Consider the following 13,455-nt stretch of genomic DNA (forward strand, 5'->3'; position numbering starts at 1 on the left):
GACGTATCCCCTTGGGTCACGGCCATACCGGACATTCGAGCTGAAAAGCGTCTGTGCCCGAACGATCAGAACCGAGAATCGGGCTCGTTGAGACGGTTGTGGTCGGGCCGTCTTTGACCATCAGTGGGTCGGCACATGGCTGACGGTCCTCAGTGTTCTATCCCCGCTCGATCAGGACTGTTCTCAGTGGATACTCGTGCAGGCAGGCGGATCAGTGCCGCTAATCCGAGCACTGCCAGGACGATGGCAGCGACGATCATGGCGGTGGTGAATCCGGCTTGCTGGACGCCGAATCCAGTCAGCAGAGGTCCGCCGGCGAGGCCGGCGGCGTAGGCGAGGTTGTACAAGGCGTAGGAACCGCCAAGGGTCGGCGGCGTGGCTCGGAAGCCCTGTTCGCCGATCATTGTGGTCGCCGGTGCAAGCAGGAGCGCTGAGGAGACGCCTAGCAGGACCATGCCGATGCTGGTGTGCCACAGCTCGGTTGCGAACCCGATCACGATGAGCGCAGCAGCGACCGCGAGGACGCCGGCCCCGATCAAAAGTCTGAGTGGTGCCGTGGTGACGTACCGGCCCACGACCGGGTTGGCGATCATTGCCGCCAAGGCTGCAAGCCCGAAGAGCAATCCGATCGTCAGCGCGCTGGCTCCCAGGTGCACAGGCAGCACGGGCTCGACTCCTGAGAGCACGGCCGCGCCGATCGCAACGGCGATCACGATGGAGAACGACCCTGGCACGCGGAGCACGGCAAGAGGCCCTGAAGGGTCGTCGGTAACCCGCGGAGAGCCCTTGACCAGCACGATACGCAGCACCCCATCGATCATGGCGATGGCGGTAGCGAGCAAAAAGGGCGATGCGGTGCCAAAGTGCTCGACCAGAAAGCCCGCGAGTGGGGGGCCGAGCAGCACGCCCAGAGTAAGGGAAGACAGGGCGATCCCCATCGCCTGTCCGCGCTTGTCGAAGCTGGTGGTTGCGGCGATCAACGAAAGGGCAGCGACCCAGGACATGCCGCCGGCGATGCCCTGGGCAAGGCGGGCAACCAGCAACAGCCAGTACGGGCCTCCCGTGGCGAACAACAGCGTCGCTGCGGCCAGTCCAACGAGCCCGATGAGCAGCGGCGTCTTGGGTCCGTGCCGGTCGACGATGCGACCGGCAAAGAGAGTAGCGATGATCATCGCCAGCGCGTAGGAGGAGAACAGCACCCCCGTGGCTGCCGGTCCCGCGCTGACAACTGCGGGCAGCAGCGGCAGAACCGGGACCGCCAGGCCGTGAACGAGCATGTCGGTGAACACCGCCGCCGATCCGACGATCAGCGCATTCCTTGGGGTGGTGCCTCGCGTAGGCAAGGCACCATCACGGTTCGTCATGTGGAGGTCTTTCTATGAGAGCAACCCCTTCACCAGCGCCGTCACAGCGGCGTCGAGGTGTTGGAGGTGCGGAAGGTCATCGGGACGGGTCACCGCGGTAACGGTGAACCCCTGAAGCAGGATCAGCACCAGACCGGCGGCCGTCGCAGCCGACACCGGCAAGTCGGGGTGTTCGCCCAGGGACGCGGCGATCTGATCGCGCCATGCATCCAGTGCTTCGTGCTTGGGACGACTGTCATCGAGGGCTTGCGGAGCGACCAGGACTGTGGTGTACGCCAGGGCTCGGAACCGCTTATCAACTTGCAGCAGCGTCACGAACTCGCTCAGCAAGGCGCGCAACCGGCCCTCGGCATCAGACCGCGCAGGTGCAGCATCGAAGATCCGGCTGCCGTAGTCCAACCAACCCCACTCCAGGGCCTCGGTCAGCAACACAGTCTTGCTCTGGAAGTGATGGTGGAGCGCCCCTCGCGAGACACCGGCACGCTCGGCGATGCGCTCAAAGGTCGCACCGCGCCAGCCCTTCTCCTCGAAGGACTCCAAGGCAGCCCCCAGCAGCGCCACACGGGTCTTCGCTGTGTCCTTCGCAGTACGCTTCATACATACAGGCTAGCCCGTATGTAACCACCGTCAAGCCGACTTCCTTCACGCCCAGAGGTCAGGGGGCTTGCGCGCCACGTCCAGCTCGTCTCCGTGGCGGTTCAGTCGCAGCTACCGTTGCTTCCCTGCGAAGTAGACTGAACCCCGTAATTACAGAGGCAAAGACGCGACTACTTTTGCTCCCTCACGGGGTCCCCGACTCCACGTAGTACCTCGTCAGAGGCGAGCTGAGGCTCCGGTCGCCGTCCGCGGCGGCGACCGTGCGCAGAAGGTATTTGTAGCCATCCCCAGCCGACATCACCCGCATCGAAACCGTCACCACGCCACCGCCCTTCGGCAGTCAGGTGAGCGGACGACGACCGCGCGGAGCGCCGTCAACTTTTGTTGACGCTCTCGACGTGCAAGACGCGTGGCAGCTCTGGCGGGTAGTAAGAATCGGGCAGCTCTGGCGGGTAGTAAGAATCGAGCGTGGTGGAGAGTCGGCTGGGCAGCCCTGGATCGTGGATGGTGCTGTCGTCGGGCTAGTGAGAGGCGGACTGGCGACGACGAGGGGGATGCAGTGTGTGGGTGGTGCCCTGGTAGGTGATCTACCCGGCGAAGGAGTCCACGGAGGGTTCGGGATCGGGTTCACCGACCTGCCGGAACTCTCATGCCTCACACTGCCACGCACGCCCGCGGACTGATGATCGGTTTATTGTTCAGCGGATATGAAGCAATCAACCTCGCCGCCGGGCACTACTTCGGCGGCGAGACGGTCTGGTCCTCCGAGCTCATTCCCCCGTCCTCCGCATGCTTGTCCGCCACTGGCCGGATGCGCCGAATTCGGGCGAAAACAGAAGCCGGGAAGCGTTCTAGGTGAGCTGGAGCGTGGTGATACAGGTGGGATCGTCCTTGGCGGTCGAGATGGTGGTACTCGCGGTCTGATCGCCGTGTTCGACGGTGACTGTGGCATCGATATCGCGGGGCAGCCAGATGCCTGCGAATCCGTTGTCGTGGGTGCGGATGGTCTCATCGAGGATCACCGCGTCGGTGGTCGCGTCGGTGACCGTGACGTCGATGTCCTCGTTGTTGAGTTCACCGAGGCAGGTGGTGAGGCTGTGGGAGAAACAGTCATGTGTCTGGGCGGAGTACGGGGCGATGGATACGTAGAACTCGTCCTCGGGCAGATCAAGCGAAGACTCGTTGCCGGCCTCGTCAGAGAGCAAGAGCACGTCGGGCTGGACCGAGGCGATGAGGCCGTCCGGGCGCTCCGTGACCGGCATGGTGTCGAGGTGTTCGATGACCTCGCGGGCATCGAGCCCATCGAGGTCATAGTCGCTGAGCCACGCGTTGCCGGTCTCGCCCGCAACGGGGCCGGTGCTGGCCGGGGCGCAGGCGGTTACGAGCACGATCGCGCAGAGCGCGGCGGTGAGGGTGCTGAGGGTTCTGGCTGTGGTTCGGATGATCGTTCCTTCTTAGCGTGTCCGGAGTGGTCGTGATCCAAGCTTATGGATCAGTAGCGGAGTATCGCCTGCTGGTGCAGGTGCGGTATCCAGTCTTGGACGAGGCGGGTGGAGTCGATCCCGGTCAACGCGACCGGGATGTCGCCAAGGTGATGGACGATTAGCAATGGGTCGGTGGAGACGACCCGGGTGGTGCTACCCAACGCGGGGTGGCCGGCGCCGGTAAAGGTATGTCCGTGGATACGTGCGGAGAATCGTGAGGCTGGCAGGTAGCGGCAGGGTTCGTCGGCTAGGGCGAGGTCATGCAGCAAGGTCCTCGCTGCGTGGTTCCCTTGGGCGCTGGAGTCCTCCCAATGGTCAATCCGGTAGGAGCTATGACCGGGATAGTGGTGCACCGCGACTCCGCCAGCGGCGTAGATGCGCTGGCGTGGGGCGTGCAGTGCACGCAGGTGGCCGTCGACGGGGATCCCCTCGGGCCCGGTCCAGGGAGCTGGCGCGGCGGCCAGGGTGCCGTGGGCGACGATCGCCAAGTCACCTTCAACATGGGTGCCGTCGTCGAGGATGATGGTGATCCGATCGGCGTGGGTGCGGATTGCACGTGGCTGGCGCCCCAAGTAGGTCGCGTGCTGGGGCTGGCTCAGATCGAGCAGGCGTCTTGCGACGTGCTCGCCGATGGCGGTGGCGCCGGGCACGAGCGAGCGGGCGATCAAGGCGACATCGTGACCGGCTTCGATGAGAAGGGACGCGGTCTCCGAAGCCACCAACCCGCCTCCAAGTATCAGTACCCGCGTCGGGTGCGTTCCCGCGAGCAGGTTGCGCACACGGACAGCGTCGGCGATTGAGTGCAAGGTCGTCAGCTGGCCGGCGCTCACGGCTTGGTCCCGACCGATGATTGTCTCGTCGAGGGTGCGCGGTCGGCTGCCGGTCGCGATGACCAACGCGTCATAGGCCCTAGTTTTACCAGAGGCGAGATGCACTTCTCGTGTCTGCGGGTTGACGCTGCGGACAGTGTCGGTACTCGTCCGGGTATCCGTGACAGATAGCGCGGCCTGGTCGGGTTCGAGCAGTCCGAGCGCTACGCCCTTGTTAACCAGTGTCCGGTTGTAGGGGCGTTCGCCGCTTCGGGCGAGGAGATCGATCTCGACATCAGCCTCCGAGGTGTGCAAGGTCTTCACGGCGGAGGTTCCTGCCGCGCCTGCGCCGATGATGCCAACGGTGCGGGTGCTCATCGCGCTCCGTTCGCGGTGAAGGATGGCAGCAGGATCGCGTCGATGAACCATGGCGCGTCATCGGGGTCGAGGCGTCCTGCTCGGACTTCCTCGGCTGCGCCGTTCATCACCACGTGGGTAGTGGTCAGCAGCCAGGTCACGGGCAGGTCTACGCGGAACGCGCCCTCGCGCTGGCCCCGGAGCAGTAGGCTGCGCATGCGCGCCTCGGCCTTCTCATGCAGCTCGCGGATGCGGGCTGCGGGAAGCTCCTTCTGCGCAGCCGTCAACAAGGCACCGGATTGATCGACGAGCACCCAGCTGGAAGCAACCAGTCGCTGGAATGCCTGGGCGGCCTCGCCGTCGAGAGACACCTCCTCCAGCACGACCTCGCCGTGTTCGAGGCTGTCCACCAACGCTTCTTCGATGAGCTCGGCACGGGTCTGGAAGTGGCCATACAGGGTCATCCGCCCCACGCCGGCCTCCGCCGCAATGTCGGCGACCGAGGCATCGGGATTCTTGCGGATCGCCGTCACCGTGGCCGCCAAGATTTTGGCCCGGTTGCGCTGGGCGTCGGCGCGCTGGTTGGCCGCGCGGTTCGCTGTCGTCGGGGCGCGTCGGGTACCCCGTGTCGCCTGAGCCTTCTTCGTCGGCATCGTCCACCTCGTAAGTCGTATGGGAATGTATGAGATAGTGTAGCTGTTGCAACTCGTACCCCATTGATTGAGTTAGGAGTCGGAGATGACCAACCGCACACAACCCGACAGCGCGACGTCGGCCTACCCGAAACGCTGGCTGGCGCTCGCCTTGCTGGGCACGGCCCAGTTCATGCTGATCCTCGACGTGACTGTCGTGGCGATCGCCCTGCCGCAGATGGAGGCGGACCTGGCGCTCTCCCGCGAGGCGTTGACGTGGGTTGTCACCGCCTACACGGTCGCTTTCGGCGGCCTGATGCTGCTCGGCGGGCGCAGTGCCGACCTGTTCGGCGCCAAACCCATCGTCTACACCGGCCTACTGACCTTCGTCGCCGGTTCTCTGGCCGCCGGCTTCGCCGACACCGGAACCGTGCTGCTCGCTGGGCGCGTAGCCCAGGGCGCTGGAGCGGCCATGCTCTCCCCGGGAGCGCTGTCCGTCGTCGTGCGCCTGTTCGAAGGTGACGAGCGCAACCGCGCCCTGGGCATCTGGTCCGCGCTCGGCGGCGGTGGAGCCGCCGTCGGAGTGCTGCTGGGTGGACTTATCAGCGCCGGACCCGGTTGGCCGTGGGTGTTCTTCATCAACGTTCCCGTCGGCGCGATCGTCCTCATCGGCCTGCTGCGGGTGCTGCCGCCGCTGCCGCCGCAGCCCGGTGCCCGCGAACGGTTGGACGTCCTGGGGGCCATCCTCGTCACCGGTGCCACCGGCCTGGCGATCTACGCGCTGACTGTCGCTGGCGAGATTGGTTGGACGGCGCCGCGCACGCTCATCTTCGCAGGGGTCGCGGTCGCGCTCTACTTGCTGTTCGGCTGGTGGCAGAAGACCGCGCGCTCGCCGCTGATGAACCTATCGCTGCTCGGCAGGCGGCCGGTGTTCTCTGGCGTGTTCGTGCTCGGGATCGCCACTGCGCTCATGGTCGCGGTGTTCTTCCTCGGCACCTTCTACTTCCAGCAGTACGCCGGCTTCGGCCCGCTGGCAACCGGCCTACTGTTCCTGCCCGTCGCACTGGCGACGATGGCCGGTGCGCAGACGGCAGGAAAGCTCGTTGGCAGGCTCGGCGCCCGCAAGCTCGGGGCGATCGGCATGACCGTCGGAGCGATCGGCCTGCTTGTTCCCGCACTATGGTCCACCACACTGACCACGACCATCGGGATCAGCTTCGGCTCGCTAGGCATCGGGATGCTGTTCGTCGTCGCCTCGGTCACCGCGCTTGGAAACGTCGCGCCGGAGGAGGCGGGTATTGCCTCGGGTCTGCTGAGCACGTTCCACGAGATCGGTGCTTCCGTCGGTGTTGCGACCGTCTCCAGCATCGCCGTGGTCAGCCTGACCGTTGGTGGCGATGCCGGATTCAAACAGGCGTTCCTCGCTGTAGCGATCGGTGCGGTCGCCGCGACCATCATCGCCAGCATCGCCATCCCCGGACGCCCTCGGGTGGCAGCACCGGAACCCACCCCTTGATGGATACCCCATAGGGGTATATGTTGACAGAAGTCGTACACGAATGAAGGAGTTAGTGATCATGACCACCACGACCGAGTACCAGGTGACCGGAATGAGCTGCGGACACTGCGAGACCGCAATCCGCACCGAAATCTCCGAGATCCCCGGCGTTACCGATATCGACGTCAGCGCAGCCACCGGCCGGCTGGCCGTCACCACCGACAAACCGGTCGACGAAACCGCGGTGCTCGCCGCGGTCGACGAGGCCGGATACGCCGCCGTCAGGAGCTGACATGAAAGCACCTGCACGGCTGGGCCTGTACGGGTTGGTCCTCGTGGCCGTGTTCGCCGTGGCTGGATTCGCGGCGAACGCGGTCATCCCCGAGGAGACCGTGCAGAGCTGGTCAGAAGGCACCGAACTGAACACCAATCAGAGCGAAGGAGACAACATGAACACCGCCGGGCACGAGGGCCACACAGACGACACAGCCGCCCTTGGCCTGGGCATCGCGCAGGAGGGTTACCGGCTCACCGCAGTGACCGCCCCCACCGACACCGGTACCGAGAAAAAGCTGTCCCTGACGATCACCGGCCCGGACGGGAACCCGGTTACCGACTTCCAGCTGGAGCACGAAAAAGAACTGCACCTGATAACCGTTCGCGCCGACGGTCAGCACTTCCGCCACGTCCACCCAGAGATGAACGACGGCGGCACCTGGACGATCCCCTGGCAGTGGGACGCGGCCGGGACCTATCGAGTCTTCGCGGACTTCGTTCCCGCAGAGGCCGGGGAAGGACTCACCTTGTCGACCTCGGTCCACGTGGGCGGCGACTACGAGCCCACACCGGCCACCGGGCCGAGTACCGAGACCACCGTCGACGGCTTCGACGTCAGCGTGGAGGGCGATCTCACCGCAGGCGAGGCCTCGCCGCTGACCATGACCATCACCCGTGCCGGAGAACCAGTCACTGAGCTGGAACCCTATCTGGGCGCGTTCGGCCACCTCGTCGCCCTGCGTGGCGGAGACCTGGCCTACCTGCACGTCCACCCCCACGGGGACGAGCCGCAGGCCGGCGAGATGTCTGGTCCGAAGATCGTGTTCGAGGCCACCGCGCCCACCGAGGGGCGCTACCTGCTCTACCTGGATTTCCAGGTTGACGGCGAGGTCCACACCGCCCCTCTGGTGATCGATACGACCACCGGCTCGGGCCTGCGCGGCGACGGGCACTCCGATGGTGGGGGTTCCGGTCAGGAGCCGGGCACGGGTGGCGAGCATCAGGAAGGAGAAGGCCATGACCACTGACAACACCAGTACTGGGGTCGCCGGCATCGAGTTGCAGATCGGTGGCATGACCTGCGCCTCGTGTGCGAACCGGATCGAGAAGAAACTCAACAAGCTCGACGGTGTCACCGCGAGCGTGAATTACGCGACCGAGAAGGCCAATGTCACGGGCCCCGACGACCTGGACCCGCAGGCTCTGATCGCGGAGGTCGAAAAGACCGGCTACACCGCTGCCCTTCCGGCGCGTGCCAAGGGCTCCGGTAACAGTTCAGACGAGGAGGGCGAGTCGTCCGAGGACGCCGAATTGCGATCTCTGCGTCAGCGTCTCATCGGCTCTGCGGTCCTGGCGGTGCCAGTGATCGCGATGGCGATGACCCCGGCCTTGCAGTTCGACTACTGGGGCTTTGCCTCCCTCGTCCTCGCCGCCCCCGTGGTGGTTTGGGCCGGGTGGCCGTTCCACCGCGCAACGTGGATGAACCTCAAGCATGGTGCAGCCACAATGGACACGCTCATTTCGGTGGGCACGACCGCGGCGATGATCTGGTCGATCGTCGCCCTGTTCTTCGGCACCGCTGGCCAGCCCGGCGTCGTCCACCCCTTCGAGCTGACCATCTCGCGCTCCGACGGGCTCGGGAACATCTACCTCGAAGTCGCCGCCGGGGTGATCACGTTCATCCTGATGGGCCGCTACTTCGAGAAGCGCTCCAAGCGCAGCGCCGGGGCCGCCCTGCGCGCCCTGCTGGAACTGGGGGCGAAGGAAGTCTCCCTCCTACGCGACGGCACCGAACAGCGAGTCTCCATCGACGACCTCGTGGTCGGCGACGAGTTCGTCGTCCGGCCCGGTGAAAAGATCGCAACCGACGGGACCATCACCTCTGGAAACTCCGCGGTCGACGCCTCGATGCTCACCGGCGAGTCCATGCCGGTCGAGGTCTCCGAGGGTGACACTGTCACGGGTGCGACCGTCAATGCCGGTGGCCGCCTGGTCGTGAAGGCGTCCCGGGTGGGCTCAGATACCCAACTGGCGCAGATGGCGAAAATGGTCGAGGACGCCCAGTCAGGCAAGGCCGAAATCCAGCGGCTAGCCGACCGGGTCTCCGGGGTATTCGTGCCGATCGCCATCGCCGTCGCCGTGGCCACCCTCGGTGCGTGGATCGGAGCCGGGTTCCCGCTGTCAGCCGGGTTCACCGCGGCAGTGGCGGTGCTAATCATTGCCTGCCCGTGCGCCCTGGGATTGGCAACCCCGACCGCCCTGCTGGTCGGGACCGGTCGCGGCGCGCAGATGGGCGTGCTCATCAAGGGGCCCGAGACCCTGGAATCGACCCGCAAGGTCGACACGATCGTGCTGGACAAGACCGGCACCGTCACCACCGGCAAGATGACCCTCACCGACGTCATCACCGCCAACGGGGTGGATCGGGACAAGCTGCTGCGCCTGGCCGGCGGGCTGGAAGATGCCTCGGAACACCCGATCGCCCAGGCCATCGCCGCCGGCGCGACCAGTGAGGTCGGCGACCTGCCCACGCCGGAGTCCTTCGAGAACATCGAAGGCAAGGGCGTGCAGGGCGTCATCGACGGCCACGCCGTGCTCGCCGGACGGGAGACGCTGCTGGCCGAGTGGTCCCAGCACCTTGACGAGGATCTGCGTTCGGCGAAGCAGGCGGCCGAAGCTGAGGGCAAGACCGCGATCGCGGTCGGCTGGGACGGTGTCGCGCGCGGCGTGCTGGTGGTCTCCGATCAAGTCAAGCCCACCAGCGCCCAGGCCATCGCCCAATTCAAGGAGCTGGGCCTAACGCCGGTGCTGCTCACCGGGGACAATCAGGCCGTGGCCGAGCAGGTCGCCGCCGCGGTTGGCATCGAGAAGGTCATCGCCGAGGTCCTGCCCAAGGACAAGGTCGACGTCGTCGCCCGCCTCCAGGACGAGGGCAAGGTCGTAGCGATGGTCGGCGACGGCGTCAACGACGCGCCCGCCCTCGCCCAGGCCGACCTTGGCCTGGCGATGGGCACCGGCACCGACGTTGCGATCGAGGCCGCCGACATCACCCTCGTCCGCGGCGACCTGCGTGCCGCCGCCGACGCGATCCGGCTGGCACGGCGGACGCTGCGCACGATCAAGACGAACCTGTTCTGGGCCTTCGCCTACAACACCGCCGCGATCCCGCTGGCCGCCTTCGGGCTGCTCAACCCGATGCTCGCGGGAGCGGCCATGGCACTGTCGTCGGTGTTCGTGGTCTCCAACAGCCTCCGATTGCGGACCTTCAAGGCCCGCGCGGACGACGACAGCGCGCCGGCACCTGCCGGCTCGACGCCGGCCCGTGAGCCGGTGAACGCCTGACCAACCGTCATCACACAACAAGAAGGGAAACCCGATGACTGCACACGAAAACCTGAACCTAACCGACAACTCGTCCAGTGGAGGCGGCTGCTGCGGCCACGCGCCGAGCGCCGACGCCGTTGCTCAGACCCCCGACATCGAGATGGCCGAATGCCCGGTGATGGCCGGCACCCCGGTCGTCAAGACCGACGCTGAGGCCGCCGGTCTCTACCGCGAGCACAACGGCCAGCGGTACTGGCTGTGCTGCGCCTCGTGCGGCCCACTGTTCGACGCCGACCCCGATCGCTACGCCACAGCCACGTAACGATGGGCAGGGCAGACTCCGCGCTTCTCAAACTCATCGGGAAGCGCGGAGTCCTTCTCCTCAAAGCTGCAACTACCGGGCGCAAGTGGAACGTGACGACAAGTCGTGCTCACCCTGTGGCCACCGAGCACAGCGATCGTTCGGACGATGAGTTTGCCCGTTGGAGAACCCAAGGCCCCTACAAACCGGGCCTGACGAAATGACGACAGCCGCCGTGGCCACCATCGCCTACTCAACGGAGAAGACCGTTTACGTCGTCAACTACGAGGCGGACGGCATGACGATGACGAACCACAAGTAGGTCATCGAAAGCGAGATACAGCCTGCTTCTTAGGGGCAACGGCTAGGTGCTCCCGGACGGGAACAAGAAGAACGGATCGGATATGAACGACGAACATACGAACCACAGCCATTCTGAGGACCGCTCGGGACGAGGCGGGGGCGTCACTCTCGCCAACCATCACGAGCACGCGGATCACGACGCCCCCACGAGCCACGGCGGTCACGATCACGGGCACGGCGGCCATGCCGGTCACGGTGACCATGTGGGACAGTTCCGCCGGCTGTTCTGGATCATGCTCGTTGTTGCTGTCCCCGTGGTGGGTTTCAACGATATGTTTGCCCACCTCATCGGCTACTCTCTGCCCGAGGCCGAGTGGGTTCGCTGGGTCTCCCCGGCCCTGGGCACGGTCATGTACTTCTGGGGCGGCTGGCCGTTCCTCACCGGCGGGCTGAGCGAGATCCGCTCCCGCAAACCCGGAATGATGCTGCTGATTGCCCTGGCGATCACGGTCGCCTTCGCCTCCTCGTGGGGCGCGAGCCTGTACCTGATCAGCCACGAGCTGAACTTCTGGTGGGAGTTGGCCCTGCTGGTCGTCATCATGCTGCTGGGCCACTGGATCGAGATGCGTTCCCTGGCCCAGACAACCTCGGCGCTGGATTCGCTGGCTGCGCTGCTACCGGACGAGGCCGAGAAGCTCGACGGCGACGCCGTGGTGAAGGTGGCACCCGCCGACCTGACCGTCGGCGATCTGGTTATTGTTCGGCCGGGGTCCTCGGTACCCGCCGACGGAAAGATCGTCGACGGTAGTGCCAGCATGGACGAGTCGATGGTCACCGGTGAGTCCAAGACCGTCCGGCGAGAGACCGGTGAACGGGTGGTCGCCGGCACCATCGCCACCGATTCCGGCCTGCGGGTCGAGGTCACCGCCACCGGCGACGACACCGCCTTGGCCGGCATCCAGAAACTCGTCACCGATGCCCAGGCCTCTACCTCCCGTGCCCAGCGGATCGCGGACACGGCAGCGGCGTGGCTGTTCTGGTACGCACTCAGCGCTGCGGTGATCACCGCGGCCGTCTGGTCATTGGTCGGGCTGCCCGACGATGCCGTGGTCCGCACCATCACCGTGCTCGTGATCGCCTGCCCTCACGCCCTGGGTCTGGCGATCCCGCTGGTCGTGTCCATCGCAACCGAACGCGCCGCCCGCGGCGGCGTCCTGGTCAAGGACCGCCTCGCCTTGGAATCCATGCGCACCGTCGACACGGTGCTGTTCGACAAGACCGGCACCTTGACCAAGGGCGAGCCCACCGTCACCGCGGTCGAACCCGTCGGGAACCGCAGCCAGGACGAGGTGCTTGCCTTAGCCGCGGCTGCTGAGACCGACAGCGAACATCCACTCGCTCGAGCCATCGTGGGCGCCGCCCACACCCGCAAACTGGACGTACCCGCCGCGGCGGACTTCTCCTCCTCCCCAGCAGTCGGCGTGAAAGCCACCGTGCAGAACACCGTCATCACCGTCGGCGGCCCCTACCTGCTTGACCAGCACCAGCAGGACGAGGTCCCCGTCGCCGACACCTGGCGGGAGGAAGGCGCGATCATTCTCCACGTACTCGCCGACGGTCAGATCATCGGCGCACTACGCCTTGCCGACGAGATCAGGCCCGAATCCCGCGAAGCCGTCAACGCCCTGCACACTGTCGGTGCGCAAGTGGTCATGATCACCGGCGACGCCCAGGCCGTAGCAGACACCGTGGCCAAGGACCTGGGCATCGACCGGGTCTTCGCCGGAGTCCGCCCCGAAGACAAGGCCGCCAAGGTTGCCGACCTCCAAGAAGAGGGTCGCAAGGTCGCGATGGTCGGCGACGGCGTCAACGACGCCCCTGCCCTCGCCCGAGCCGACGTCGGCATCGCGATCGGCGCAGGAACCGATGTCGCCATCGGTTCGGCAGGCGTCATCCTGGCCTCCTCGGACCCACGTTCGGTGCTGTCCGTCATCGACCTCTCCCGCGCAACCTATCGGAAGATGAAGCAGAACCTCTGGTGGGCCGCCGGCTACAACCTCATCTCCGTGCCTCTGGCCGCAGGCGTCCTCGCCCCCATCGGATTCGTGCTGCCCATGAGCGTCGGCGCGATCCTCATGTCCGTCTCCACCGTCGTCGTGGCCCTCAACGCGCAGCTGCTCCGTCGCCTCGACCTCAAGCCCGCGGCCAGCACGACAAGACTTCTCGACGCTGGCCCATCCACATGAACGGCCGCCGCTGCCGGAGCCGACACCACTCGAATCAGGAGGAGACGTCATGGACACCGTCACCACATCAGTGACCGAAACCAGCCATGGCTATATCAGTGACAAGACCCGCTATCTGGCGCGCATCAAGCGTATCGAGGGCCAGGCCCGCGGCATCCACCGGATGGTCGACCAAGACACGTACTGCATCGACATCCTCACCCAGATCAGTGCCATCACCTCCGCCCTGGAGAACGTCGCCCTTGGTCTGCTCGACGACCACCT

Annotated in this window: 12 protein-coding genes and 1 pseudogene; 8 read left to right on the top strand and 5 right to left on the bottom strand. The window is 65.9% G+C overall.

Going from position 1 to position 13,455, the window contains the following annotated elements:
• Window positions 1-149 precede the first annotated feature (149 nt).
• The 5 genes from ACT3S2_RS11110 to ACT3S2_RS11130 all read right to left on the bottom strand — a co-directional run bounded on the left by ACT3S2_RS11110 (window position 150) and on the right by ACT3S2_RS11130 (window position 5,264).
• Window positions 150-1,364, bottom strand: a complete 1,215-nt coding sequence (locus tag ACT3S2_RS11110; protein ID WP_444554711.1) for an MFS transporter — start codon at window positions 1,362-1,364, stop codon at window positions 150-152.
• Window positions 1,365-1,376: 12 nt separating this feature from the next.
• Entirely contained in the window at window positions 1,377-1,961 is a 585-nt protein-coding gene (locus ACT3S2_RS11115; protein WP_444554710.1) for a TetR/AcrR family transcriptional regulator, read from the bottom strand.
• Window positions 1,962-2,812: 851 nt separating this feature from the next.
• Window positions 2,813-3,349, bottom strand: a complete 537-nt coding sequence (locus tag ACT3S2_RS11120; RefSeq protein ID WP_444554709.1) for a CueP family metal-binding protein — start codon at window positions 3,347-3,349, stop codon at window positions 2,813-2,815.
• 104 nt (window positions 3,350-3,453) lie between these two features.
• Window positions 3,454-4,632 carry an FAD-dependent oxidoreductase gene (locus ACT3S2_RS11125; protein ID WP_101569951.1) on the bottom strand — a complete coding sequence of 393 codons (1,179 nt, stop codon included), beginning with the start codon at window positions 4,630-4,632 and terminating at the stop codon, window positions 3,454-3,456.
• Entirely contained in the window at window positions 4,629-5,264 is a 636-nt protein-coding gene (locus tag ACT3S2_RS11130; protein WP_101569950.1) for a TetR/AcrR family transcriptional regulator, read from the bottom strand. The genes ACT3S2_RS11125 and ACT3S2_RS11130 overlap by 4 nt, the downstream gene beginning before the upstream one ends.
• 85 nt (window positions 5,265-5,349) lie before the next feature.
• Between ACT3S2_RS11130 and ACT3S2_RS11135 the strand changes: the two genes are divergently transcribed.
• From ACT3S2_RS11135 to ACT3S2_RS11170, 8 genes and pseudogenes are all read left to right on the top strand, one after another.
• Window positions 5,350-6,759: an MFS transporter gene (locus ACT3S2_RS11135; RefSeq protein ID WP_101569949.1), complete on the top strand. Its 1,410-nt coding sequence runs from the start codon at window positions 5,350-5,352 to the stop codon at window positions 6,757-6,759.
• Window positions 6,760-6,820: 61 nt separating this feature from the next.
• Entirely contained in the window at window positions 6,821-7,033 is a 213-nt protein-coding gene (locus ACT3S2_RS11140; RefSeq protein ID WP_101570198.1) for a heavy-metal-associated domain-containing protein, read from the top strand.
• A 1-nt stretch (window position 7,034) separates the two neighbouring features.
• Window positions 7,035-8,045, top strand: a complete 1,011-nt coding sequence (locus ACT3S2_RS11145; RefSeq protein ID WP_101569948.1) for a heavy metal-binding domain-containing protein — start codon at window positions 7,035-7,037, stop codon at window positions 8,043-8,045.
• Window positions 8,035-10,359 (top strand): heavy metal translocating P-type ATPase, encoded by a 2,325-nt coding sequence (locus ACT3S2_RS11150; RefSeq protein WP_101569947.1) that lies wholly within the window; start codon window positions 8,035-8,037, stop codon window positions 10,357-10,359. The genes ACT3S2_RS11145 and ACT3S2_RS11150 overlap by 11 nt, the downstream gene beginning before the upstream one ends.
• 34 nt (window positions 10,360-10,393) lie before the next feature.
• Window positions 10,394-10,663 (top strand): YHS domain-containing protein, encoded by a 270-nt coding sequence (locus ACT3S2_RS11155; RefSeq protein ID WP_101569946.1) that lies wholly within the window; start codon window positions 10,394-10,396, stop codon window positions 10,661-10,663.
• A 211-nt stretch (window positions 10,664-10,874) separates the two neighbouring features.
• Window positions 10,875-10,964: pseudogene (locus ACT3S2_RS11160) on the top strand (DUF1541 domain-containing protein); the annotation flags it as partial.
• 82 nt (window positions 10,965-11,046) lie between these two features.
• Window positions 11,047-13,191: a heavy metal translocating P-type ATPase gene (locus ACT3S2_RS11165; protein WP_444554708.1), complete on the top strand. Its 2,145-nt coding sequence runs from the start codon at window positions 11,047-11,049 to the stop codon at window positions 13,189-13,191.
• Window positions 13,192-13,240: 49 nt separating this feature from the next.
• The coding region (locus tag ACT3S2_RS11170; RefSeq protein WP_444561709.1) for a metal-sensitive transcriptional regulator at window positions 13,241-13,455 on the top strand (215 nt) is incomplete at its 3' end.

The organism is Arthrobacter sp. AOP36-A1-22, from assembly GCF_052377615.1.
Classification (GTDB): Bacteria; Actinomycetota; Actinomycetes; order Actinomycetales; family Micrococcaceae; genus Arthrobacter_H.